Annotated in this window: 20 protein-coding genes; 3 read left to right on the top strand and 17 right to left on the bottom strand. The window is 47.0% G+C overall.

Translation table 11 applies throughout. The features are described 5' to 3' along the window. Positions 1 to 87 precede the first annotated feature (87 nt). A complete protein-coding gene (locus AC58QG_RS19885) occupies positions 88 to 1,074 on the bottom strand; it encodes an ABC transporter substrate-binding protein (RefSeq protein ID WP_497363868.1) in 987 nt (328 codons plus the stop codon). A 255-nt stretch (positions 1,075 to 1,329) separates the two neighbouring features. Next, complete coding sequence (locus tag AC58QG_RS19880) at positions 1,330 to 2,151, bottom strand: aminoglycoside adenylyltransferase domain-containing protein (RefSeq protein WP_497363867.1); 822 nt, start codon at positions 2,149 to 2,151, stop codon at positions 1,330 to 1,332. Positions 2,152 to 2,312: 161 nt separating this feature from the next. Here AC58QG_RS19880 and AC58QG_RS19875 point away from each other — a divergent pair, with 161 nt between their 5' ends. The 3 genes from AC58QG_RS19875 to AC58QG_RS19865 all read left to right on the top strand — a co-directional run bounded on the left by AC58QG_RS19875 (position 2,313) and on the right by AC58QG_RS19865 (position 4,623). Then, positions 2,313 to 2,645 (top strand): PadR family transcriptional regulator, encoded by a 333-nt coding sequence (locus AC58QG_RS19875; RefSeq protein ID WP_056623266.1) that lies wholly within the window; start codon positions 2,313 to 2,315, stop codon positions 2,643 to 2,645. After that, positions 2,642 to 3,985, top strand: a complete 1,344-nt coding sequence (locus tag AC58QG_RS19870; RefSeq protein WP_497363866.1) for an FtsW/RodA/SpoVE family cell cycle protein — start codon at positions 2,642 to 2,644, stop codon at positions 3,983 to 3,985. Before AC58QG_RS19875 ends, AC58QG_RS19870 begins: the two co-directional genes overlap by 4 nt. A gap of 110 nt (positions 3,986 to 4,095) precedes the next feature. Then, a complete protein-coding gene (locus AC58QG_RS19865; RefSeq protein WP_497363865.1) occupies positions 4,096 to 4,623 on the top strand; it encodes a hypothetical protein in 528 nt (175 codons plus the stop codon). 803 nt (positions 4,624 to 5,426) lie between these two features. Here AC58QG_RS19865 and AC58QG_RS19860 read toward each other — a convergent pair. From AC58QG_RS19860 to AC58QG_RS19790, 15 genes are all read right to left on the bottom strand, one after another. Next, a complete protein-coding gene (locus AC58QG_RS19860; protein WP_497363864.1) occupies positions 5,427 to 7,286 on the bottom strand; it encodes a heparinase II/III family protein in 1,860 nt (619 codons plus the stop codon). Positions 7,287 to 8,104: 818 nt separating this feature from the next. Next, positions 8,105 to 9,562, bottom strand: coding sequence for a sulfatase-like hydrolase/transferase (locus tag AC58QG_RS19855; protein WP_497363863.1), 1,458 nt, complete (start codon positions 9,560 to 9,562; stop codon positions 8,105 to 8,107). Positions 9,563 to 9,568: 6 nt separating this feature from the next. Then, positions 9,569 to 10,918 (bottom strand): glycoside hydrolase family 27 protein, encoded by a 1,350-nt coding sequence (locus tag AC58QG_RS19850; RefSeq protein ID WP_497363862.1) that lies wholly within the window; start codon positions 10,916 to 10,918, stop codon positions 9,569 to 9,571. Positions 10,919 to 11,076: 158 nt separating this feature from the next. Then, complete coding sequence (locus tag AC58QG_RS19845; protein ID WP_497363861.1) at positions 11,077 to 11,223, bottom strand: hypothetical protein; 147 nt, start codon at positions 11,221 to 11,223, stop codon at positions 11,077 to 11,079. A gap of 151 nt (positions 11,224 to 11,374) precedes the next feature. Further along, a complete protein-coding gene (locus AC58QG_RS19840) occupies positions 11,375 to 12,244 on the bottom strand; it encodes a carbohydrate ABC transporter permease (RefSeq protein ID WP_497363860.1) in 870 nt (289 codons plus the stop codon). Further along, on the bottom strand, positions 12,241 to 13,128 hold the full coding sequence (locus tag AC58QG_RS19835; RefSeq protein ID WP_497363859.1) for an ABC transporter permease: 888 nt from the start codon (positions 13,126 to 13,128) through the stop codon (positions 12,241 to 12,243). Before AC58QG_RS19835 ends, AC58QG_RS19840 begins: the two co-directional genes overlap by 4 nt. A 34-nt stretch (positions 13,129 to 13,162) precedes the next feature. Continuing rightward, the gene (locus tag AC58QG_RS19830; RefSeq protein ID WP_497363858.1) at positions 13,163 to 14,698 is read right to left on the bottom strand and encodes a type 2 periplasmic-binding domain-containing protein; all 1,536 of its coding nucleotides are present in this window, start codon (positions 14,696 to 14,698) and stop codon (positions 13,163 to 13,165) included. Positions 14,699 to 14,719: 21 nt separating this feature from the next. Continuing rightward, the gene (locus tag AC58QG_RS19825; protein ID WP_497363857.1) at positions 14,720 to 16,183 is read right to left on the bottom strand and encodes a sulfatase family protein; all 1,464 of its coding nucleotides are present in this window, start codon (positions 16,181 to 16,183) and stop codon (positions 14,720 to 14,722) included. Between the two features lie 23 nt (positions 16,184 to 16,206). Next, entirely contained in the window at positions 16,207 to 16,983 is a 777-nt protein-coding gene (locus AC58QG_RS19820) for a sugar phosphate isomerase/epimerase family protein (RefSeq protein WP_497363856.1), read from the bottom strand. Then, entirely contained in the window at positions 16,943 to 18,067 is a 1,125-nt protein-coding gene (locus AC58QG_RS19815; RefSeq protein ID WP_497363855.1) for a Gfo/Idh/MocA family protein, read from the bottom strand. The genes AC58QG_RS19820 and AC58QG_RS19815 overlap by 41 nt, the downstream gene beginning before the upstream one ends. A 147-nt stretch (positions 18,068 to 18,214) precedes the next feature. After that, positions 18,215 to 19,102, bottom strand: coding sequence for an AraC family transcriptional regulator (locus AC58QG_RS19810; RefSeq protein WP_497363854.1), 888 nt, complete (start codon positions 19,100 to 19,102; stop codon positions 18,215 to 18,217). A gap of 23 nt (positions 19,103 to 19,125) precedes the next feature. Then, a complete protein-coding gene (locus tag AC58QG_RS19805; protein WP_497363853.1) occupies positions 19,126 to 20,484 on the bottom strand; it encodes a sulfatase family protein in 1,359 nt (452 codons plus the stop codon). Between the two features lie 16 nt (positions 20,485 to 20,500). Further along, positions 20,501 to 21,856: a sulfatase family protein gene (locus tag AC58QG_RS19800; RefSeq protein ID WP_497363852.1), complete on the bottom strand. Its 1,356-nt coding sequence runs from the start codon at positions 21,854 to 21,856 to the stop codon at positions 20,501 to 20,503. A gap of 49 nt (positions 21,857 to 21,905) precedes the next feature. Further along, positions 21,906 to 23,417: a sulfatase family protein gene (locus AC58QG_RS19795; protein ID WP_497363851.1), complete on the bottom strand. Its 1,512-nt coding sequence runs from the start codon at positions 23,415 to 23,417 to the stop codon at positions 21,906 to 21,908. A gap of 22 nt (positions 23,418 to 23,439) precedes the next feature. After that, on the bottom strand, positions 23,440 to 24,957 hold the full coding sequence (locus AC58QG_RS19790) for an ABC transporter substrate-binding protein (RefSeq protein WP_497363850.1): 1,518 nt from the start codon (positions 24,955 to 24,957) through the stop codon (positions 23,440 to 23,442). Positions 24,958 to 24,996: the final 39 nt, after the last annotated feature.

The following is a 24,996-nucleotide window of genomic DNA, read 5'->3' as shown; positions in this document are numbered from 1 at the left end:
GATGACAATCTCCTTGTTAGGTAAAACAAATATATGCTTATATTTCAACAAAGGAATGAACATAACGTTCATTCCTGCGTGTTTCAACTATTTGATATCAAAATATTTGTAGAGATCCGCTAGCATGGCTTTCGCTGCCATTGAGCCTCCAGATAAGTTCCATGTAATCGTATCTACTTTATAATATTTACCGTTCTTCACGCCTTTGAGATTTTTCCAGAGGGGGTGAGACGTCCAATCGTTCTGCGATTTCTCTACTGCAGGTTCTTCGGCATTAAGACGTGTAATATCAAAGATATACTCCCCATCCAACTGCGACATTTGCTCCTTCGTTGTGATGTTTACTACAGCCTTACCTTCTACAATCTGAGCCTTAGGACGCGGCAATCCAAGTTCCTTGAAGATCGTTCCAGCAAACCCGGTTGCATAAAAACGTGCACTGCCGTCTCTTTCAAAGCGGATAATCGAAACTTCGGATTTTGCCAGTTTATCTCCTGCCTTTTGCTTAAACTCCGCTACCCCTTTATCCCAATCCGCTAAAATCATCGCACCCTCTTGCTCCTTATAAAGGGCATCCGCTGCATACTTCAAATTCGCCTTCCAATCAAAAATCTCTTCAGTCATGATTGTAGGCGCAATACTTTCCAGTTGTGGATAAATTTTCTCGTGACGTGGTTTCGTCCCAATGATCAAATCTGGCTTCAATGCCACGATTGCCTCTACGTTCGGCTGTGTTTCTTCACCCAGATTCTTAACACCTTCCATATTGGACCTCAGAAATTTGTACCAAGGCTTCTCTTCCCATGACTCAACCGAACCGACAGGCTTGACACCTAAGTGTGTAACAATATCCGTCATACCATTGAACAGAACGACTATCCGCTCTGGTTTCTTCTTCAAAGTAACTGTCCCCATCGCGTGCTTGATTGTTTTCTCTACCGCAGCTGCAGCAGTTGCTTTAGCTGCTTCTGGTGATGCAGTCGTACTGCTCGCATTTCCTCCTGTTGTGGAACTACCACAAGCCGTAACTGCTAGCGCTAGTAACAGCATAATCATCATTTTTAAAGCTTTCATCGGTTTCTTCCTCCTTGTACAGCAGAGCACATACTGGTGATGAACAAGCCATCTATTTAGAATGCTGATGCTGACTCCCTATTTTATATTGATAATAATTCTCAGTCTCAATTATAAGTGGCAGAAAAACCATTGTACATATCCGATTTTATCCGATTCATGGACTGAATTTATCTTTGGTCGGATGTTTAGAGAAGTTAAACGATAGAAAAAGCAAAAGCCCGAATCTACTTAAAACTAGATTCAGGCTTTTGCTTACTTGATAGCCGGCTGATTACATGCCAAATGAATGTACCGGAGCATCTCGACTAAGTCTTGTAACTGTGTCGTTTGGGAGTCGTAGGCAGATTGCTGATGCTGCCGGCTTTTGATTGCAATAGCTTCCTTGATCAAAGGATGCCAGCGCTCAGGAAGGATCGTAAGACCATATTCGCCAGCGCCGATTTTGCTGGTGATGTCATGCTTTTGCAGCGTGTACAGCTGCCTTAGCATGCCTAATATGCACCATTCTACTGCCTCGTTCAATTGTTCGATAACGATGAGATTGGACGGAGAACTCGTCGCTGCGTTAGCTTCTAGCCGTTGGATCCAGCTTACCCAATAGGTGTTCATGTTGCTTAGAACGTAAGTTAACAGCTCGCTTATGGATGCATGGTAGGTGAATGGGACGTCCTTCCCAAAGACACAAATTCTGCATTTTCGCAGCACTTGGAGGGTAACTGGATTGATATCTGCTCCTGTACCATTCGTATTGAGTTGATGATTGTAATATGTAGCGTAGATTGGGATATCCGTGTAGGATTTATGAAGATCCTCTCGGCGTATATACGATCCCATGATGTCGGTGCCAGGAAGCGCTCGCTCTACATCAGCGTGTGCTTGAGCAATGGCCTCTATGTCTGATTGACTGAGTGGCTGTCTCACCATAGCAATAAAATCAATGTCGCTTGAGCCCTCAATATAGGCGCCAAGAGCCGTCGATCCGTATACATAAACTGACTCTAAGTTCTCACCTAAATGAGTATGTAAAGAGGTGCAGAGCTTTTGCATGGTTATGGAAACAATGTGGGGTAGCATGGAAGCCTCCTATTGTATGTACCAAGAATGAATTCAGCACACATTATACCACACGTCATCCTCCTAATATGGGTAAATTTGCTAAAAATAAATTGCTCATTTATACTTATACATAGATATCCGATGCATCGTAATTCTACAGTTGTAGAAAGGAGCTATCCATGAAAATCAATAAGGAATTAATGAAAGGAAGCACGGTCATCCTGATCCTAACCCTCTTGGATCGCAAAGATATGTATGGCTATGAGATGACCAAAGAAATGGAGAAGCATTCCGATGGCGTATTCACATTAAAGGAAGGCACGCTCTACCCCATTTTGCATACGCTTGAGTCTGAGGGCTACGTTGAAGCTTATTGGGATGAAAAAGAGGGACGGAAACGTAAAAATTATCGCATAACAAAGGCCGGTAAGGGCGAACTCAAAGTGAAGAAACAAGAATGGTCACTTTTTCGCAATACGGTGGATCGTGTTCTTGGGGAGGGCGGCGTATGAATAACTTTCGTCATCATGAGGAGATCACTACGTTCCTGAAACAGGTTTGTCGCGAAATTAAATCAAAAGAGGTCCATGCAGAAGTTCGTCTGGAGCTTGAAAGTCATTTGCAGGAGTTAATTGAGGAGAAGCTAAGTACTGGAATTGATTGGGATAGAGCAGTTAAGGAGTCGATTTCTCAAATGGGAACTCCTGATTTGATTGGACAGCAGTTTCACCTTGCCCATCGGCCTCGATTTAACTGGGGGTTGCTTGCAGTCGTCGTTCTTTTCATGTCGATCGGTTTGGTAGCCATATTTTCTGCCCAAGCTGCGCTATCCAATCATCCAAATATCACTTCTTTCGGTCTGAAACAAATTGTTTATTTGAGCGCAGGAACATGCTTGATGCTGATAATTGGCTTTAGTAACTATAGCAAGTTGGCTAAGTACTCTTGGGCTCTCTATATGGCTACAATAACGTTACTTAGCTATGTCTTACTATCTGGGAATATGATGAATGGATTTAGAGGTTATGTGAGATGGGGAGCCATTCAAATGAATATCCCAGCACTCTCCCCCTACTTACTTCTCATCGCATTAGCTGGTATTTGGAGCACATCCCATCTGATCGTTGCCAACGAATCCTCCCTTCGTGCATTCTTTCGTAAGAGTTGGATCAACGTGGGAACCGTCTGGCTGCCAAGTTTCCTCATTTTATATATACATTCTACAGCGAATTTCGTTCTATTCTTTATTGGATGTTTGACCTTGTTACTGGTTTTGAGAAAAAAGCGAACCATCCTCGCTGCTCATTGTAGTCTATTTGCAGCTGCCTTTGGTCTATTTGTATTAAAGTTAAGCTATCAATCCTATCAAGCTAAACGTATTTTCTCTTTTACACATCCCCAAGAAGATCCGTTAGGAATGAATTATCAAGTTATCCAGTCCAAAATAGCGATGCTTTCCGCTGGTTGGTCGGGGCATGGATTTGGAGCTCCACTTAAGGCTTTGCCTGAGCTTCAAGCCGAAATGATGTTCCCTTTTCTCATCTATTGTTTCGGCTGGGGGGCTGGTATTGCTATGGTAATTATGATAACTCTGTTCGTCCAGCAAACGGTTGGCGTCTCTCGGAAGGTGAGAGATCCCTATGGAAAAGCTCTAGTATCTGGGTTATTGACCCTGTTTATAACACAGTACATCTGGAGCATACTCATGTCGATGGGACTAGCTCCTTTTAGCTCGTTTCAACTCCCTTTTATTAGCTATAGCGGTTCGCTCGTCATTTTTCAATTTATTGCTATTGGCCTCATGTTCAGTGTCTATAGACGTAAAGATCTTGGGATATGGCGCTATTCGTAGACATATATAGATGACGCAGTTCTTTTTCACACTCTCAGCCACTATCCCTTACCAATTTGTCCTACGGACATATACTTAAGAGAGAACCCACTAGGGAGGATCTGTGTGCTATGAAATCAGACCGCGTCACGATTATTATAGAAAAAGGGAAAAAACGTATTATTGCGCAATCGCCGATTCATGGCGTTAATAGGCTGGTTTTCGTCATCAACCATCAATTTACGAATGCCCCTAATACGACGCAGCTCGCAAGTGCTGCAGGCCGCAGTAGTGCAGCTGGCAGCAACGCCGCTATCAAATCTCCGCATAGTCAGCAACAGCAAAGCGTTGGGGCAGGTGGCAAGGCGAGGAACAAATTAGTGAAAGGCACCAAAGGCAAGTTATCTGGCAGCAAAAGCCTAACCGAAATCCGTCGTAAAGGCAAAGAAATCATCGTTGTCATTAACGATCAAATTGTTAAACTCCCCAAACATGCTGCGAATGCATCAGCAACCCAAGTGGCAAGCGGCGCTGGAAAGTACAGCACGAGTGGGACGAACTCCGCCATCGAAAGCCCAGGCACCAAGCAGCAGGATGCCGTCGGCGGGAATGGGAAGGCTTCTAACACATTGGCTAGCAAGCGTAGGAAGAAAAAGTAGTAGCATGTGGGGGATTATCGAGTAAAAAGGAGCTAAGCGAATTCATTCCGCTTAGCTCCTTTGCTTTTGGCCCCCACTGCCGTGTGCAAGGGAAAGCCGCTCACCTTCAGAGGCCCTGGTTGCACACGAGTTAGTCGAAATAATCGACTTACTCAACTTCAAAGGCCCATGCCGCACACGAGTTAGTCGAAATAATCGACTTACTCACGTTCAAAGGCCCATGTCACACACGAGTTAGTCGAAATAATCGACTTACTCACGTTCAAAGGCCCATGTCACACACGAGTTAGTCGAAATAATCGGCTTACTCACCTTCAAAGGCCCAGGTCACACACGAGTTAGTCGAAATAATCGACTTACTCACCTTCAGAGGCCCATGTCACACACGAGTTAGTCGAAATAATCGACTTACTCACCTTCAATGGCCCATGTCGCACACGAGTTAGTCGAAATAGTCGACTTACTCACCTTCAAAGGCCCATGTCACACACGAGTTAGTCGAAATAATCGACTTACTCACCTCCAAAAACTCCCTCGACATCGCCAAACACGCCCACACTAGAAAACAAAAAATAATAAGTTGCCTTTGACACTTCTTTATTAAATAACTCAACTTTCGCAGACTCAAAAATAGCGTAACAGTATCCGCAGCATAGAATTGCACGCATTGGAAAGGAGGACTTGCAGAAATAGAAAAACACCTCTTCGTCTGGTGAAGTGAGAGTGCCCAGCAATCACTACCACACAGAAGAGGTGCCCTTTCCAGGTTCGCACAACACTAGGCTCCATTCTCCAGGTAAATGTTAAGCCAGCTGTTCAAAATGAAACGCGAAATGCAACTTTCGCTCCAAATCGTCCGTTACGCGTACCTTCATATCCAACGCATAGTACACCTTTTCTTGGCCAAAATGGTTCAGGGACGGCAGCGGCTCCACGATCGGCTCCATCAACGCTTCGTCATAGCTCAATACAAGTTTGAATGCAGTGCCCACAAGCTCGACCCGACCAGCTCCCGCAACCATAGGCTGCACCTGGCAAATGAAGCGCTCGGTTAACGCAGCGCCGACTCGTTCTGAGAACATATATTGATCCTCCAGCTCCAGCCTAGGCAGTCCGTCATTTTTTCGCCAAGTCCAGCTTCGTTGGAGCTTCAGCAGCCCCGGGGTATCATAGGCATCCTGCAGCTCTACGACGAACCGGTCATAATCGGCAGTAATCTCGGCCTGTCGTACGGTCGCTTTATAAGCTGCACCAGCCTGTTGGCTAACTCCATCTATAATAGGGACAGAATGCCCCAGCGCACTGTTGCAAATGAAGGAATACCTCGTAGGTGGTGCGAAGTACGGCTTCGTATATAACCCAGCTCCGATATCAGCCAGGAACGTCTCTTGCCCTGCTAGGACGATGAAATGCCCGACATCGTTATGATTATGGGGCTCATCATTGTAACCACCTTTGGCGGCAAAGCTGAACTTCCCTTCCTCCTTCTCGACCCGCGACACCATCCACTGCGCATCCGCAAGATATATCGAATCCTCCTTCCATCCTTCCCCCTGCGTCCCCGGCTCGTACCAAATCAAATTGCGAAACGCAGGGGCCCACCGGCCGCAATGATCGGAAACCGCCTTATCCTGAAACGTATATTCGGGAAGTTGCACTTCCGGAAACCGCCGTGCCATTTCATGGGTCAGCCCGATGTACACATCCCATTCCTCTGGCGAATCGGAAAAATTAACGATCTTGCGACCGTGAAGGAAGCAGTTCTGCTGAAATAATGCTACCTGCTTCACCTTAGGAACGGCGAGTAAATCTATTGCCCCGTTGGTTCTCCGGGAGAGAAGCTCTGCGAAATACGTATAGAAACCGAATCCATACCCCCAATACATATATCCTTCCAAGCAGGCTCCGTCTTCTCCATAGCCTTCTAGGAATAAATTGACCGTCGGCAGCGCTTTGTTCAATACAAGAGCCAATTCCTGCTTATCCTCTATTAAGTAGATGGCTGCCGCACCGATCGAACCGGCACACACCGCCGCCCAGTTATTGCGCACATGCTCCCAGAAGTAATCGTTCACTAGAAAAGGTGCAAACACGCGGCGGTACACTTCTCTCTTTACACGATCACGTATGGTCTCCGGCCAACTATACCCTGTCAGCATCATCACCTCAGCCAGTGCGAAAGCAGTCTCCGCAACGAACAGCTCAATCCCGATTCCCGGATCCGGGACATGTTGCTCATGCACGGAGTATCCCTCCGCTCTGAGTCCAGGCGGGCTGTCAAAACTGACCGGCACGCACCAGGAAAATTCTCCACAAATGGCCCACACCGTATCCAAAAGTCCGTCCCGGTAATCGGCGCGTTCCGGCATTAGCCAGCTCAACAAGCCAAATGTCGTTAGTCGTTGTCTCCTGGAGAAATAGACGGGCTCATATGTTTTGCGGAAGCCATCCTCCCAAACTCGGCGGAATAGCGTCCAGGGCAATTCAGTAATAGGCTGTTCGAGAAATCGTTCTCCATCCGCAGCCAATCGTTCAAGAATCGGCTGGAATACGGGCTCGGACATAATTCGACTGCGTACGGCTTCCCGATCTTCCCGAAAGAGCCAATTGCCGATTCCGGGGCTGCCGTCGGCCAGCTGCTCGTAAATTGAGGGGTGAATCATAGTCTCCAATGCCTCCCTTTTTAGTAAACTAACTAGAACTAACGGTATTCACCCTCAAGTATAGTGCAGTGGTTAGGATCCCTCTATCGGGGGACGTGACACGATTATTGTTTTTATGACTTACCTTTGTCAATAACTCAACTTTCGCAGAAAAATTGGCGTAACAAAGCATGAATGATCAATCTTTCGAAATTAAACCAACTTAGTATCCAACCAACAAGAAGCTCCCTTTCTACTCACGATTGTGCCAGAAGAAACTCTTCTCTCGCTGCAATAAGCCAAGGATGCACTACTCGGCGCATACAACTCAGTAATTAGCTAGTAATGAATATGACTAGTTGACGTTTCAAGCTCACAGTTCCCATGCACCTCAGGTCCTTATATACTTTTATAACAGATCCCAAGCCACATACAGACATAACCCTGCGAGCACATAAAAAACAACAGATAACTTCACTAGCCTTCGAAATTTTATGGCATAAGTGCAAAAAAAGATCCCCACAGCGAGCTTAGATACGCTTTGGACATTAGTCGAAAATCCCGAATTACTACAAACAACCGAAATAATCAACGTGGTGAGGACAAGTATTTTAAACCATAGTGGCTCTTTCAGAAATTGCTTGTACATAAACTTAAAACGTTGCATAATCTCGAAGCTCCTTCCTCAAATTCATTCATTTATCCTTACTAGGTATTCATTACTTTCCTAATTATGCCATTACATAGTCAGTTATCTCTACAACTATCTGACAAGGCAAAAAAAAGAGCCGCCACGCAACGCGAGGCAAGCTCCTTATTTTTGTTAGTTTTCGCTAACGTCAAGATTGTGGCAGTAAAGTATCCTTCTTGAGCTTCATCTCATAAATTGGCTTTTGCAATCCACGAAAAAACTCATCAATTGCTTTCAGATGTTCCTGTACGACAGGACGTAACGAAACTTCATAAGCCAAATTTCGCGTTTCTTCCGGATCATTATTCATATCATACAAAACATAACGCTGCTCGGGAGCTTCTAGGTTATATTGAATGAATTTCCACCGTTCCGAACGTGCCATAACCTGCATAGGTATGGTGTCTACCCTATTTAACCCCTGCACGCTAAATGTGAATTTTTTCTCTATATACTCTTCATTTCTGATTCCGTTATTGCCAACATAACTGGATAAATCACTGCCGGATATGTGACTCGGCAGGTGCTCTTGAGCTCCCGTCAGGCCTGCTAGTGTCGGAAACAAATCTACATGGTTGATCAGCTTGTCGTTTATTTCACCGGCAGAAACAACGCCTGGCATCCGGATAATGAGCGGAATACGAGCCGAAGAATCGTACATCTGATTTTTAAGCCACAGTCCTTTTTCACCGGCCATATCTCCATGATCAGAGAAGTACACAACCAGGGTATTCTCCGTAAGTTCAAGTTCGTCAAGCGTATCTAACAGCTGGTTGACGTTATGGTCCATCCAGCTAATACTGCTGTAATACCGCGCTCGCGCCAATCGGTTCATCTTCTCCGTATTTTGAAGCCACCCGGCCTGCTCTGCCATTTTATAAACAACTGCATTGCTCTCCAATTCACCAGGAACTCTCTCTAGCAAGTCAATTTTCTCAGGGTCGTACATGTAATAATATTCTTGTGGTGTATTCCAATACCAATGGGGCTGAACGAACGAAACGTGCAAGAAGAACTTTTCCGATTGATGCGCCTGCAAGTATTGAATCGCCTCTTTCAGCATAATGGCATCCGTTTCTAACGACTCGTCGTTAACTACTTTGCCATGCAGCCGTGAAGGTTGGTTGCCACCAGGACGCTTATCAGTAATGGAATCAAAAGTAAGCTTGTCGTCAGGATCAAATTGTGGTGGATTGACTGCTCTTTGCGCTTTTATTTCCTCTGAAATATGTTCTGTACTGTATCTGTAATCATAGCCGTAATTGTACGACTCATGATTGGTGTGCATTTTCCCGATACAAGCCGTCGTATAACCATGCTGCTTAAAATGATGAGCCCATGTGTGGTTCCGTTTATCGAACACATGGGCGTTGCTGAGTTGTCCATGCTCCATGGGGTATTGTCCTGTGATAAAGCTTTGCCGAGTCGGGGCACAGATCGGGTAAGCACAATAAGCCTTCGTAAAAAGAGTCCCCTCGCTGGCAAGCCGGTCCAGTCCTGGGGTACGAATGATTGGGTGGTTCGCGCAGCCCATCATTTTGGCATTATGTTCATCCGACGTAATAACAAGAATATTCCATTTTTTTTGTGTTGCTGCATCGCCCATTCCTATCTATTCCTTCCCTTTAAAATGTAAAAACAATACGCCGTTCGCATCAATCTGTGTTTCTACTTTAGTTCCGTCATAGTTCATAGAAGGTTCCATCCAAATATTCCGTAAATGATAGGCGAGCGCACGCGACAATGAGAGCTCTTGCAGAGTTAACTCAACAGATTTCGGTTCTTCCGTTCGGTTAAACACCCCGATCCATCCCTCCGTGTGACTGTCCTTCTTCAAGGTTGACCAGACCTCGATCCCCTCATTTTTGTACACTCTATATCCCATGACCCCGTTTTGATTGCAAGCAATCATATCGGGATTCGTAAGCAATTCAAACGAAAACTCATCGGTTGTGGGCAGTGCGCCACCCATAAATAACGGAGAGGCAGCAAGCGCCCTCATCGTGATAAAGGTCAACATCTGGTTGCGGTTTAACCCGCTCATCCGTTCGCCTCCCTTGCCACTAAAAAGCTCCTCCTGATGAGTAACAATAGATTCCGTATGTTGTTGGTCAGCTGGTCTCCAAACACCAAGGTGCCCGAAAGGAATCATATCCATGTCCAGCCAAAAGCCTTCCTTGCGAACGTCGTTAAATTCCAACCACTTGTTGAATGCGATGTCGATATCACGTTGATTGTCCCATACATCTTTGGTCGTCCTCAACATATTGGCCATGCTATAGGAGTCCATCCGTTCACTAGTCGTCTGGCCCCCAGGTGAAAGGCTCAGTACGATATCGCGGTCGCATTGCTCGATCGCTTTAACAACCGCTTCTATTTCACGAGGAAAACCGGTAATATCATCCGCTTTTATGAAATCTACGCCCCAATCGGCGAGCTGTCCAATCCAAGAGTTATAAAATTCCTGTGCTCCAGGTCTATCCATATCAACTCCGTAGTTATAGTGGCACCATTTACAGGTATCCGAAGTATTGGCAATATCCGCAGCGCGATACGGCGTACCGTAAATCGGCAGGTTCATCTCGACAGATTTACGGGGAATACCGCGCATGATATGGATACCGAATTTGAGACCGAGTTCATGTGTTCGGTCAATCAGTGGCTGCAACCCTTTCGGAAAATAACAATCCGAGGGCAAATACCTTCCATATTCGTCTACTTTTACATCAAATGCATGCTTAACTGTTGGAAAGCTTTGACCTGGCGCAATCTCATACTCTGCAAACCAGCCATTGTCGACGACGAAATACTCATAGCCGGCGTCCTTCAATCGCTCAGCCATAACTTCCAGATTGTCGAGCAGTACCTTCTCGGATGCCGCGCATCCGTAACAATCAAAGCTATTCCAACCCATAGGAGGGGTGGGTGTTAAGGTGTGCTGGTTCTTTTTCAATGTTTTCAAGAGAATAAGCTCCTTTGCTTTCATAAGTTAGTTGAAATCCTATTTCATTAAAAACTCTCCCCATGACGAGCATGAGAAGAGTGCCAAGATTTATTGATAAGCGGTAGGAAGCGTGTGGTACAAACCGCCAGCTTTATCCGTTGAGGTGACCTTCGTTTTCAAAAAGTTAACCACATCGTTGATTCGTTTCGCGTCATATAAGTGGCGTGGGCGGTATTCGTTGAGCCTAGCGTAGTTCCTCCCAAAGTTAACGTAATTGCGGTAAGGGCAGCAAATGCGGTTGACAACATCCTTTTCTTGTTCATAAAATCACCTCTTCAGTTTATTACCAAAAATTACAATAATTCTTAGTTGTTTACTTGGTTTTAAACATCATAACTTTTTTCATGAAAAGAGTGGATAGCAAAACTGCGGGTACGTCTTTATCATTTTGTCTAATAAAATGATCTGGAACTTTCACTCCTTAATCGATCCAATCAGTGCGCCTTTGGCAAAGTATTTTTGCAGAAAAGGATAGACAGCCACAATAGGCAGCATGGCCACCAGAATCGCCGCCATTTTCACATTGTTCCCGATCGACGTTGCCATTTCCCCTTCGAGTGAAGCTTGGGATCCTATGTCAGCTGTTCCTCCCACCACCATTTGGCGCAACAGCACCTGGATCGGCCATTTACTCGCATCACTCAGATAAATCACCGCCGCAAAAAATTCATTCCAGTGATGAACCATAAAGAACAGTGAAAAAGTCGCCACAATCGGCTTGGATAGCGGCAAAACGATCGAAAACAAAATACGAATCTCTCCAGCCCCGTCAATGCGTGCGGCTTCATCCAAGCTCGCCGGTAAATTTTGAAAAAAGGTCTTCATCACAAGAACTGTAAACGCATTTGTGGCTCCCGGCAGCAGTAAAGCCCAATAAGTATTCACCAATCCAAGCGACTTGATCAATAAATAGTGCGGAATTAGCCCTCCACCAAACAGCATGGTAATGAACACAAACATCAGCAGAACTCGACGTCCTGGCAGCATTTTCTTGGACAGCGCGTAAGAGAGCGTAATGGAAACGAACAAATTAATGAGCGTGCCAAATACTGCGATATAGACCGAGTTGCTTAAAGAGCGCACGAAGCGGTTTGTGGAGAACAGATAGCGGTATGCGTCCAGCATGATAGTTTTGGGAATGATATAAAAATGCCCGCCGGCCGATTCCAGTGCCGAACTGAAAGATACCGCCAACATATACAGAAATGGAATTACAACCGCCAAACTGAGCATGAGGAACATGCCAGCATTGCATACATCAAAAAGGGAGGTTTGTCTTCTCAAAATATCCCTTCCTCCCCCATAGATTTAGCAGCTTTGTTGGCCAATAAAACTAGAATTAAACCGACGATTGATTTAAACAGCCCCGCTGCAGTGGCAAAGCTATAATTTCCACCCAGCAGCCCGACACGATATACATATAGATCGAATACATCGGATACTTCCAGATTCATTGCATTGGACATCAGAAGAATTTGCATGAAGTTTGAATCCAGAGAATGCCCCAGTCGAAGCAGAAGCAGTACCACGATTGTACTGCGAATGCCTGGCAGTGTAATATGCCAAATGCGACGCCAACGTCCAGCTCCGTCCACTTTTGCAGCTTCGAATAATTCAGGATTTACCCCTGCCATCGCCGCAAGAAAAATGATCGTCCCCCAGCCCAGATCCTTCCATATATGCTGCAGCACCATCATTGAACGAAACCACGCATTGCTGACGAGAAAAGGAATGGGTTCTCCTCCATTTACATAATGGTTGATTACGCCGGATGGCCCGAAGAACACCAGTGTCATTCCCGCTATAATAACCCAGGAAATGAAATGTGGCAGGTACAAAACCGTTTGAATTAGCCGCTTATATAATATCCACTGAAGCTCGTATAGCATGAGGGCGACAAATAAGACGAACGGAAAATAAAAGAATATATTATATAAACTGAGGAGCAGCGTATTTTTCAGTAAGAGAGGAAAGTCCTCATGGGTCAGAAAGTTACGAAAGTGCTCGAATCCGACCCACTCACTTTTAAAAACACCCAAAAACGGACTGTAATCCTGAAAGGCAATCCATACCCCCCACATAGGAAAGTAATGAAATACTAAGAAATAAATGATGCCCGGAGCGGCCAACAAATAGAGCCATGCGTTGCTTCTCCACTTTACTGCCATTCGCATATACCTCTCTTTGTCTGTGTTCGTATAGCTATTGCTGGTAAAGCTCTAGTAGTTCCTTTCCAATCTGATTACCGTTCGTCTGCTGCCAAGCCGTGATTTCTTTCTGCACAACATCCCACCCGGCTTGCCCCGTCACATATTTCAACGCCTGCGCATCGACCCTCTTCTCATGATCGGGATTCTTCTGCTCGGTAGGCGAGATCAACCCAGAGAACGTATCCAGCACGCCAATGTTTTTAAAATTATCAAGAATACTACGTTGCAGCTTATTCACCTGCGGATCAGTTGAATTGGCATAGTTATAAGGGTCGAGCGGCCATTCTAGTAGGAAGGTCGAAGGCTTCTCCTTTTCACCAAGCTTCTCTTGTTCAGGTGTCCTACTGACAATCCCGTCTTTAATGTCCGTGGAATGGACGCCTTTAATCCCCCCATTGCGGTAATACTCGTATTCTGGTGACGCTTGTGCATTAAGAAATTCTACAATGCGCTCCGCCTTCTCTTTCGCTACTGTAGAAGGAATCACCCAGGATCCGAAAAAGCCCAAGCTTTGATTGACGCCTTTTTTCCCACCTGCACCTTCAATGGCAGGCAGAACGACCATTTCAGCTTTCGGGTCTACTGCCTTTAGCTTGTCGTAGTTGCTGCTGCCTAGCAAACCTACATGGTAGACCAGCGCACCCGCTTCGCCAGCAAGGAATTTATCTTTATTTTGTTGATTCTTAAGCAGAGCAGCATCTTTATTGAACAGCTTCTCGCTCCATGCTAGTTTCAACCAGTCCAAGTAAGCTTTGTATTCCTGCGTTTCCAAGGCGTATACGGCCTTGCCGTTTTCAACTTTGTAGTTATTGGGCATACCAAATGCAAATTTAATTGGTGCCATTCCGCCGAAAATAGATTTAGCATCATCGTTTTGAGCAGCAAAAGTGACAAAGGGAATCGTTTTCCCGCCACCCACGGGGTCTTTATCGCGAAATACCCGCAAGGCATTCGTCAACTCATCCATGGTTTTCGGTACGCTTAGACCATAGCGGTCAAGCCAATCCTTACGCATAATTACATTAGCCGATCCGTTGCCATAAGCGTATTGGGGTCTAGGAATGGCATAAATCTTTTGATTAACGCTGGAAGCTTTCCATGCCGTTTCGGGAATGTTTTGCTCCAAATTCTTTTTCCCTTTGACCAAAGATGTCAGATCGTAGAATGCTCCTTGTCTTGCCAACTTCTCAAATTTAGGGTCCTTGATACCTGTTTTCAAAAGAATCAAGTCATACTGATCCAAACTCGCCATCGTGACATTCAGTTTCTCGTCATAGGTCGCTGCCGGCACCAATTCCATGGAAAGCTTCACATTGTTTTTCTTCTCGATATAGTCCTTAGCCTGGTTACCTTCCATCGGAGGCTGATCCTCATAATGGATGGTCATCACCTTGATCGATAAAGGTTCTTTTACACTTCCGCTTACTGTAGCGGCCGGCTTCTCATTACTTCCGTTGGCGCAGCCCGTTAAAGCTCCAATACCTACTGCCATCGCAAGTCCTAGGTTGATCCATTTACTCGTTTTCATCTATAAACACCTCTCGCATCTCTATAATTTTCCTATGGAGCACGCCGGCCCCCACTCCGCTAATGCCACCGTCGGGTACTGGTTAAAGATAAAATCCCCAACATCAGCAGCTTCCTTCCACATTGCCATAAACAGGGATCGTTTGATTTCCTCCATCTCCGGTACATCCGCCAAATTATGAAGCTCGTAGGGATCCTCCTGCAGATCGTATAACTCATCGACATCCGTCGGATTATAAACCAGCTTATACCGTTCCGTTCGGACGATTCGCTGTGTATAGTACACTTCTACACCGTTGCACTGGGTAAACAAAGCTTTTCTCCACGCTCCTGGCTCCGGTTCCTCACCGTCAAACCATCTCGTCAGACTGAGTCCCTTCGTATCCAAGGGAATGTGCATTTTCGCGTCTGCGACCTCCAGAAAGGTCGGTGCAAAATCCATGATGCTCGTCAAAGCATCAACCTCTCTCCCCGGACGTGCTATCCCATTCGGCCAGCGAAGCACGCAAGGCAGTCTGTACGTTTCCTCAAATGGACTGATACCTTTTAAATACAAACCGTGCGCTCCAGCATTTTCGCCATGGTCAGATAGGAAGACCACCAGGGTATCATCTGCTTGACCGGTTCGCTCCAAAGCCTCAAGTACTTCACCAAGCAGATCGTCGATCATAGTGCAGTAGCCCCAGTAATAAGCAATGGATTCCTTGACCTCTTCCTCCGATAGTTGATCCCAAACCTTGCGCATGCGCCGGTAGACACCAGGCTTGCCTTGAAGGGAATCGTAATAATTCAGCGGGAGCGGTATAAGTGACGGATCGTACATCTGAGCATATTTGGGGGGGATTTGAAAAGGATCATGAGGCCCAGATACCCCCACATACATGCACCAAGGTACTTCCTCGTTTGTTAACTTTTCCATCTGTTCAACCGCACGCTGTACCACCCTGTAGTCTCTCGTTTTCTCGTATTCCGTTTGCGAGGTGCCATAGAGCTTGTAATTTCCCCATCCCGGCCTTACAATTTCTCCAGGCAGCCTCGGTTCGGTCTGGATAGTACGATCAAATTCTTGCCAGCCTTCGATGGTAATGCCCATCACCGCATCCTGTCCCGCTGTGACGAGGAGTTCTTCCCAACCTCGATCTACTGGGTTTTCTTCCGCCGAAACATGCCATTTTCCAGAAAAATAGAGCTGATATCCTGCGGACTTGAGCCCCTCCGAGAATGTCGTGACACCTGGATATAGCCCCCGGCGCAATGCTGCAGCATTACTCACATTGTTGTAGATGCCATGCTGCGAAGGATATTTGCCTGTCATGAAAGAGGCCCGAGAAGGACAGCAGTGCGTCATGGTCGTATACACCTGCGTGAAGGTAATGCCATTCTCCGCTAACGCTCTAACATTTGGCATCTGACAAGGATGATCTCGGGCAATAATCCCTGCCTGCTGTTGGTCAGTCATAAAGATCAAAATATTCGGTTTGCCCACATGCGCCCTCCTTTTGCAATAATTCACATAAGAATAGTCGGGTTTAAAATTGAAGAAAGGCGCACCAACTGGGTATAGCTGATAGCCACGCTGTCCATTGCCGATTCTTCGCATTGATCCTGCTCGACCACGTACCATTCAATGCCGTGCTGCTCACCCCATAGAAGGATAGGCCGGAAATCAATAATACCTGTTCCAATCTCTGTGAAAGTTGGGTTGTCTCCTTGTGTCATATCCTTTAGATGAATGTAGGGGATGCGATGAGGGTACTGCTTAATAAAAGACAAAGGGTCAATTCCGCTCTTCTTCACCCAATACACATCAGGCTCTGCATAAATATCGCTGCCGTCCATCGTATCCAACATATATGAGAGTGCAGAGTTGCCATTCACGCTCGTCTCAAACTCATAAGCATGGTTATGGTAATGGATTCGCAGTCCTTGTTCCTTTACTTTATGAGCTATTTCATTTAAAACTCCCTTAGCCTCCCTAAATCCTAGTTCATTGCGCAATCTTGGAGGCAACGCTGGGCAAATAAGATCACGGGTCTGGAAAAGCTCCGCCTCACGTAAAACGCTGTCCAACTGATTGCTAAAACGCTCGTATCCGACATGCATGCCCGCTACACGAAGTTTTGTTTCCGCTAACACAGCTGCGATTTCATGCGGATCATGATCATACAACTGTGCGGTCTGTACCCCCGCCCAGCCCATTGCGGCTAATTCCCTCAGTACACCTGCAAAATCCTGTTCAAACTCTTTACGAACTGTATGCAGTTGAATGGCAAATTTCCGTTTCAAGGTGCTTTCCCCTCTCCTCGTCCAACCTGACTTCTCTACCTGTTCGGGCTGATTCATACAACGCGCACAAAATACGGATCATATCGACGCCATGCTCTGGCTGTATTATAGGCTCTGCTCTCTCTTGCAGCACGTCGATAAAATGATGGAGATGCTTCGCATGATTTCCGCCTGTCTTCGCCTTGGATAAATCAGGAATCGTCGTGCACATCGTGTCCGCTATTTCTGAGAATAGCTTCACCTCTCCTTTGTGCAGCGAGAATCCTGCTTTAGTTCCTCGCAGCTCAACAAAAGACTCCTCCTGCTCCACATTCGAAGCCCAGCTGAATTCAAGCTGCAGCGTCGCTCCGTTATGAAACCGGATATACCCGGAAGCCAAATCTTCCACATCATAGACGCCGTCCTCCCGCTTCTCGCCATAGCCGCTATGAACGGAATCCGACAAGGACGATTCGGCAAACTTGGCATAGGTTGCTCCTACTACGCTGACCGGCTTCGGATTGCCCATTAGCCAAATAGCGACATCGATGAAATGTACGCCCAAATCGATAAGCGGCCCACCGCCGGACATCTCCCGTGTCGTGAACCATCCGCCTTTGCCGGGGATTCCGCGCCTTCGCAGCCAACCGCAACGTCCCGTGTACGCTTCGCCCAATAGCCCTTGATCAATGAACCGTTTAAGAAACTGCACGCCTGGAGCAAACCGGTTATTACGCATAGCCATGAGATGTTTGCCTGATTGCTTGGCAGCCTCCGCCATTTGCAATACTCCATCTACATCGATGGCATCCGGCTTCTCTGTAAACACATGTTTACCCGCATTCAATCCGTCAATCGCAATGATGGCATGAAACGCATTCGGCGTGCAGATATCGATAAAGTCTATATCCTCCTGATTGAGGAGCTCTCGATAGTCGGTATATACCTTTGGCACATGAAACTCTAATGCCGAATGTTTTGCTTTTTCATAGACAATATCACAAAGCGCGGCAATTTCCACCTCAGGATGATTGCGGTAGGCCTCCAGATGAATAGCAGCTACATGGCCGATTCCAATGACGCCAACTTTCAGTTTCTCCTTCATGCTGAATCCTCCAATCCCTACAAAATGTTAAAAACAAAGTGAATTACTTGGTATTATAAATACCAGTGTAACGGAACTATATTCGAATGGTAAATGTCATTTTGATTGCCGGCCTTATCAATTTGTCTCCTCCAAAAACACATCATTTCATTGTATTTTCTTTGTCCGCATCGTTGCACCCGTTTGATATTGCGTCGGCGACATCCCAAAATATTTGCTAAACGCCCGCGAGAAGGAGTAGACATCTGGATAACCGATTGATAACGCGATATCCGTAATCTTGAACTCTCCGTCTTTCAGCAGCTCTAGGCCTTTCTCCATTCGGAGCTTAACCAAATACTGCATAGGGCTGAGGCCTAGCAGGCGGATGCACTCCTGATACAAATGGGAGCGATGTACACCGGCAACTATTGCGACATTGGTGACGGCAATTCCTTCCATGTAGTGGGTGTCCATGTATTGTTTGCATCGCTCCAGCCAGTCGATATTCACATGATTCCTCGTCTGATCTTCCGTATTGCCAATTAACGACTCGAACAGCTGATACAGCTTCAGTTGTAGCTTCAGTTGCAGTATCACTTCGTCATACTCGGCGCGCTCCCGCAGCATGCTGTGAATACGGTTCATCATCTGCACATGATCCGGCATCCATCTGTGGTTGACATATGGCTTCTCTCTGCTAAAGCCGATTCGATGAAGAAAGGGCTCCGCTTGAATTCCTTGAAAAGCCAGCCAATACATCCGCAGTTGCTGCTCGTCCTCGGCTTTGGCGAGCTGATAACTGTAACGAAGTCCAGGGTACAGACAGAAAAGATCGCCTTTACGCAGTTGAACGGTTTCGTTGCCATGCACAAACGAAACGCTTCCACTAATCACAGCATGCACAGAGTAACACTCGATCACTTTGGGTCCAACCTGATAATTCGACTTTGCCCTGTTTTGCCCAGCCCTAATGATCCATAATCCGCTGTTCTTTTCGAATTCGGATGGCGTATGGTACAGGTATTCAGCATATTCGTGGCCATATTCCTTCATCTGCTCCCCTCCTTCGTTAGGATCTATCTCTGTGCGATAAAGCTCGCCAGTAGCTCAATCTGCTTCTCTTGGAACCGATGCGCTTTCTCATCCTCCGCCTCCGGCGAGCATATTTGCCGCAGTTCCGCTTCAAGCTCCGCCGCCTTTCCCGGATATTGCTTATAAACATCACAAAGTTCATCTGGATCTGTGTCAAGACGGAACAATTGATGCGGTGCTTCCATGTAATAGATAAGCTTCCAATATCCTTTACGTATCATATAGGAACCCGAACGGGTACCATGACCGTGGTATTCGGAAAATACGACACGTTCGGTGTCTCCTTGGGCGATTTGCTGCAGCGGACTTCCTGCCCAATCAGATGGCCTTGCTGCACCAGCAGCGTGGAACATGGATGCCTGCACGTCGTGTAAATCCACAGGGGTCGTTATCCGCACGCCCTGCGCAAACCCCGGTCCTGCTCCAATACATGGGATACGAACCGAATCTTCGTACAAGGAGCATTTCCACCACATCCCGAATTTACCCAGCATTTCGCCATGATCCGAGGTATAGATCAACTGCGTGGTTTCTGCTAACCCACCTGCATCCACAGCATCCAGCAGCCTTCCAAGCTGATCATCAATGAACGCGACGTTACCTGCATAACCGCGTCGAAGACCGCGTATTTGCTCCTCCGTAAACAAGTCTGCTTCGAAATGATCGCGTAAATCTTTGGCATACGGATGTTTGGCGCTCTCCTCATTAACGCCGTACCGAGGCAGATCAGCAGCTTCCGGATACAGATCCCAATAAGCTTGTGTGTTCCATTGCGGAAAATGAGGATTGATCAAGTTAATCGTCAGATTCCATGGTTTTGTAAGGGAAGGGGCAACATTGTTCAACCACTCTAATGCCGCATCCATAATCTTTAAATCAGAGTTAAAAGCATCCTCTTTAACGCCAAAGCCGTTCGCCCTTTCGGCTGCCCCTTTACGGATGGCGAGCGGCCTGCGATGGAAATTGACATCTCCTGGCTGCTGCCGCTTCTTCGTATAATGAAGCTCCGAGAAGCCCAGACGTTCAATATCGTCATAAACATCCGATTTACCGAAATAGACCGTGTGAACGTCCTGCTCCCCCAACACTTTGCCATATGAATGAGCATCCGTTGGCAAAGCAAGATTGCAATTGCTATAATTTTGGAGCTCATGCACTCTCTTGCCCGAAAAAAAGGCGCTGCGGCTTGGGCTGCAAAGAGGTGAAGGGCAATAGGCATTTTCATAAACCGTACCTTTGCTTGCAAGTCGTTCCATATTCGGCGTACGAAGAAACGGATGTCCATATACGGAAGAGTAGAACGGGTTATGTTCATCTGATAGGATAAGGATGGAATTAGTCAAATTCATTCTCCTTTCTTTAAACACGTGATTCGTATTCCGATACGCGTCGCTGACCGCTACGTTTGCTTTGTGCTTCTATAATTTCAGCTTTCGGTTCGCCCGCCTCTTCCATTCTCCGGAGCAGTCTCTCTCTCAAAATAGCTGTGACACCGCGATGCGATTCAAACCCAATCAGGTTCGTCAGTTCGTAAGGATCAGCTTGAAGATCATATAAAAACTCTTCAACGTAGGATTCGGCGGTCGGTACGTCTCCAATCGGTTCTTTCGCCGATACAGAGTATTTCCATCGCGAAGTTCGAATCGCTCTTCCAATCTGCGCTTCGCTGATCTGCACATAAACATCATCCGGCCAACTAGCTGTCTCCCGGCGCAATAAGGGGAGAATGGATCTTCCCTGCATCGCCACCGGTACCGGTATGCCCGCCGCAGCAAGCAGCGTAGGAGGCAGATCGATCAAGCTGACAAGCTCTCGAATTTGCCCCCTGCTGTCGAATCCCGGGCCGATTACCGCTGTCGGCACACGAATTGAGCTTTCATGGCACGACCGCTTGTACTCGCTGTTGCGTGTTTTGAAATGGCAGGCGTGATCGGACGTAAACAAGATAATCGTATTTTCGGCGAGTCCTAAGCTTTTGACAGCGTCAAACAACCGTCCAAGTGCTTCATCGAGCCGTTTTACCATTCCGTAATAGCCGCCCAAATGCTGCGCGCTTGTACCGCCTAGCGCAGCCAAATCAGGAGGCGTCCATCTGCCCGTGTAAGCTTCTTCGTAAATGTCGGGGGACGGATAGTCGTCCCGATGATTTTGATGATGTGGCTCTAGGAATGAAAGGAACAGAAAGAAAGGATTCTCCTTCTCCTGATCGATGTACCGAATCGCTGCGTCTGTCAACGCATCGACTCGGTAACCAGGCAGCTTTACGCGTTCATTATCATTATTAAAGAGAATTGCATCGTAGGAATCCGACGTCATTTCCAAAGCGTTCGACGCAAGCCAATACTCGTAACCGCCCCGTCTCGGCTCCGTAACTGGATTCTCGCCGGCGAGATGCCACTTTCCTATATAACCGGTTTTGTATCCAGCGTCTCGGAAATAATGCGCCAGCGTCTGTGTTCCTTCCGGGAGCGGAATTGAATTGCGATGACAGCCTGTGGTCGTCGGATACAAGCCCGTCTGAAACACCGATCGCGCCGGACCGCAAACTGGCTGACAAGTGAACGAATTGTATAAATGAGTGCCCCGTGTAGCCATTCGGTCGAAATTGGGCGTCAGTCCAAGCGGATTACCGTGCACCCCAGTCGTATCCCAGCGCTGTTGATCAGTAAAGAATACGATAACATTCGGTTGTGAAGCTTTTTGTGCGTTTACCATATACATTCATCTCCTTCTTTTTCACTGCAAAAGAGAACGTATTCTCTCGTCAAGCATTGGCGATGCGTGGCATCCAAATCGGTTCTTTCCCCAGCTCCGCCCATGCATATCTCAGCAGCAGCTTGGATTTCAAACTTTCATGCTCAGGCTCATTCCATAGGTTCCGCACTTCCTGGGGATCCTCCAGTAGATCGAATAGCTCGCCGTATGACTGATTGTAGTAAACCGTGAGTTTGTAACGTTCATCCACATATGTTTTCAAATGAATGGTCGTCGGTTCATGGTGATTCTCACACAGGATATGGTCACGCGCTGCCTCTTGTCTCCCATTCCATACCTCCCGTTGGTCTTTCCCTGTCATGGAGAAAGGAATCTCCAAGCCAGCGTAGCTTAGCAGGGTCGGTGCATAGTCAACGAGTGATTGCATGGAAGCCGATGCGCGTCCTGCTGGAATTTGACCGGGATAACGAGCAATCATCGGTACACGAATGAGATCCTCATAATGAAACGGACCTTTGGCTATGAGACCATGATGCCCAAACAAGTGTCCGTGATCCGACGTGAATACGACCAACGTATCTTCGGCAAGACCGAGCTCATCCAGCTTGTCGAGAATACGTCCAATATATTTATCCATTAAGCTCGTCATCGCGTAGTATACCGCAATGTCCTTACGAAGCTCTTCCTCATTATGCAAGTGAGAACGTAAGCCATGCATGCCGAAACCGGACTCTCGATACGAGGAGAAGTCAGGCTTCACCTGTTGTGCCAGACGGAAATGCGGCGGATTGGCAGCATGTTCTCCTTGCTGCATTTTCGGAAGCGTCAACCGATTCGGATCATACATCGTGTCCCATGGTTCCGGCACAAGGTAAGGCGGGTGCGGATCGAAGAAGCTCGCCCACAAGAAAAATGGCTGATCCGCTTGCTGGTATTGTTCAAGCAGCGCATTTGTGCGTTCAGCAATCCAGGCATCATAATGAACCTCTTCAGGAATCGCCCATTTGTGGACTTGCTGGGGATCCATCGTGCCTGTCGGCGGCAGAAAATAATTACGCCAGTCCGTGCAGCCTTTCTCCTCCAGCCATAGTGCGTAATGCTGTCCGGCGTGGGCCTCATTCGTATGATTCCGGGCGAGCTCCACATGCTTGAAGCCGTAATACGATTCGTCGAACTGCCTCCAAAACTCCAGGTCCTGAAGCAGCGGATAAGCTTCCAGAGACGGATATTTCTCCGTCGAAGCCAGCGGCTGGAAATGCGCCTTCCCGATCAGCGCAGTTTCATAACCAGCTTTCTGAAAATCTTCGCCAACCGTATGCACCTTCTCGGAAAGCTTAGTTCCAAGTGTCCATGCGCCATGTTGGCTCGGGTATTGCCCTGTAATGATGGAGCTGCGGGTCGGCGTACACGTCGGATTTGGGCAGTAGGCTCTGGTAAAGGTTGTTCCTTCCTTGACCAAGCGATCCAGATTCGGTGTCTTGATTTCTGGTTGAAAAGCTCCGATCGTATTCCAATGCTGTTGGTCGCTTGTAATCAGCAAAATGTTAGGCTTGCGTCTCACAGAAAGTTGCTCCATTCCGAAATTATTTTTTTATTAATTGCTTATAATCTTCCGATGTAAAGTCTTTATCCGCATGCCAATTAGGAAAGGTGAAATCATCTCTGCTCACCTGTACACCGGATGACTTCACTTTATTCACAGCCTCGTCAAGGCCTTTGTTTAATTTCTCATCATATGCTTTGAGCAATGGTGCCGCATCTTTCTCCGCACCCGTCAGCACAGCTTGCAAGATATCGCTGAATCCCGGCTTGATTTTCGGTTGCGACAGGGTTCCAAGACCCACGATTACTTTGGCGGTTTGCGGGTTTTGAATCGCGTAATCCGGGCGAAGCTTCAACTCTTCTTTATGCAGCTTCAGGAACGAATCGAATTCAGGGTACGGATACAGCGCCTTATTCTCATTGATGCTGTTAATTGGCGTCAAAGCGACGCCGCTGTTTAGGTACTTTTCATAAAATAACGATGAGGCAAAGCCTTTCTCGATAAATTCCGCTGCGGCTTTTGCATTTTTGGATTTTGCCGAAATGAGATAGCCAGCTGGGGCTGCTTGCACATAGTAGTAAGTTGGCTTGTTTCCAGTAGGCGTCGGTACAGCAGCGAGTCCTAACTTAACATCTGGCGTATCTCGCTTCGCAATCCACATGCGGGCGCGTCCATCTATTAGAAAGGCTGCCTTGCCTTGGCCGAATAGCACACTCGCTTCCGTGCTTTTCAGTGTAAAGGAGGAGGGCAGTATACTACCGTCCGCTTTGAGCTTTAGCAAGAAATCGAAAGCGTCGAGCGTTGCTTTGGAGCTATAAGCGTATTGGCCGGTTTTATAATTGAATCCCTCTGCTGCCTGCGGATCAATGCCTGCGCTCAGCGCGTTCACGAATTTGCCGATGCCTGAGGCATCACCGCTCTCTCCACCGCCGAATACGATGCCGTATACATCGCCCTTGCCCTTGGCCGTTATCGTGTTTGACATACTGCGCAGCTCATCCCATGTTGTTGGCGGCTTCTCCGGGTCAAGCCCTGCCTTCTGAAGAACATCCTTGTTATAGTAAAGGATCGAACTCAGCTGCGGCCCCGTGAGCGGCCACGCGTAGGTTTTTCCATCAATTACGTTGACACCTTCGGCGAAGGACCCTGCAATAAACTGCTTCTTCCACTCCTCCGAAAGAAGACCGTCATACGGAAGCGCCCATCCATTTGCTACGATTGAACGTATATCTGTATTTTGTGGAGTTTGGAAAATATCCGGAAGCTCATTGGATGTGGCCGCCGCCTGAACAGCTGAATTGTATTCAGCCCAAGGCATGTAACGGGCTTCGACCCGAATGCGGCCTTTATTTTTTTCATTAAACTCCTTAACCATACGCTGGCCGGGACTGTCATCCCCCTTCAAGAAATCACTTCCTCCCCACACCGTGACGACTGCTTCCTGCCCGACTTGGCTCGTTTGTTCCGGTTTCTCGGCGTTATTTCCTGTGCAGCCTGAGAGAACCACAACACTCCCTAGCGCCAAAGCGCCTAGCCCATTCATCCATTTCTTCTTCATAGTAATCCTCCTCTTATTTAAATGCCGTTTTCTTGGTTA

The organism is Paenibacillus sp. J22P169, assembly GCF_059691995.1.
This window is presented reverse-complemented; position numbering and strand designations above follow the sequence as displayed.

Excerpts from the sequence above, each read along its gene's own strand:
- AC58QG_RS19855 (WP_497363863.1), bottom strand. The coding sequence starts at position 9,562 with ATGGGCGATGCAGCAACACAAAAAAAATGGAATATTCTTGTTATTACG.
- AC58QG_RS19835 (WP_497363859.1), bottom strand. The coding sequence starts at position 13,128 with ATGGCAGTAAAGTGGAGAAGCAACGCATGGCTCTATTTGTTGGCCGCT.
- AC58QG_RS19810 (WP_497363854.1), bottom strand. The coding sequence starts at position 19,102 with ATGAAGGAATATGGCCACGAATATGCTGAATACCTGTACCATACGCCA.
- AC58QG_RS19880 (WP_497363867.1), bottom strand. The coding sequence starts at position 2,151 with ATGCTACCCCACATTGTTTCCATAACCATGCAAAAGCTCTGCACCTCT.
- AC58QG_RS19870 (WP_497363866.1), top strand. The coding sequence starts at position 2,642 with ATGAATAACTTTCGTCATCATGAGGAGATCACTACGTTCCTGAAACAG.
- AC58QG_RS19865 (WP_497363865.1), top strand. The coding sequence starts at position 4,096 with ATGAAATCAGACCGCGTCACGATTATTATAGAAAAAGGGAAAAAACGT.
- AC58QG_RS19860 (WP_497363864.1), bottom strand. The coding sequence starts at position 7,286 with ATGATTCACCCCTCAATTTACGAGCAGCTGGCCGACGGCAGCCCCGGA.
- AC58QG_RS19885 (WP_497363868.1), bottom strand. The coding sequence starts at position 1,074 with ATGAAAGCTTTAAAAATGATGATTATGCTGTTACTAGCGCTAGCAGTT.
- AC58QG_RS19845 (WP_497363861.1), bottom strand. The coding sequence starts at position 11,223 with ATGAACAAGAAAAGGATGTTGTCAACCGCATTTGCTGCCCTTACCGCA.
- AC58QG_RS19800 (WP_497363852.1), bottom strand. The coding sequence starts at position 21,856 with ATGGTAAACGCACAAAAAGCTTCACAACCGAATGTTATCGTATTCTTT.
- AC58QG_RS19830 (WP_497363858.1), bottom strand. The coding sequence starts at position 14,698 with ATGAAAACGAGTAAATGGATCAACCTAGGACTTGCGATGGCAGTAGGT.
- AC58QG_RS19815 (WP_497363855.1), bottom strand. The coding sequence starts at position 18,067 with ATGAAGGAGAAACTGAAAGTTGGCGTCATTGGAATCGGCCATGTAGCT.
- AC58QG_RS19875 (WP_056623266.1), top strand. The coding sequence starts at position 2,313 with ATGAAAATCAATAAGGAATTAATGAAAGGAAGCACGGTCATCCTGATC.
- AC58QG_RS19790 (WP_497363850.1), bottom strand. The coding sequence starts at position 24,957 with ATGAAGAAGAAATGGATGAATGGGCTAGGCGCTTTGGCGCTAGGGAGT.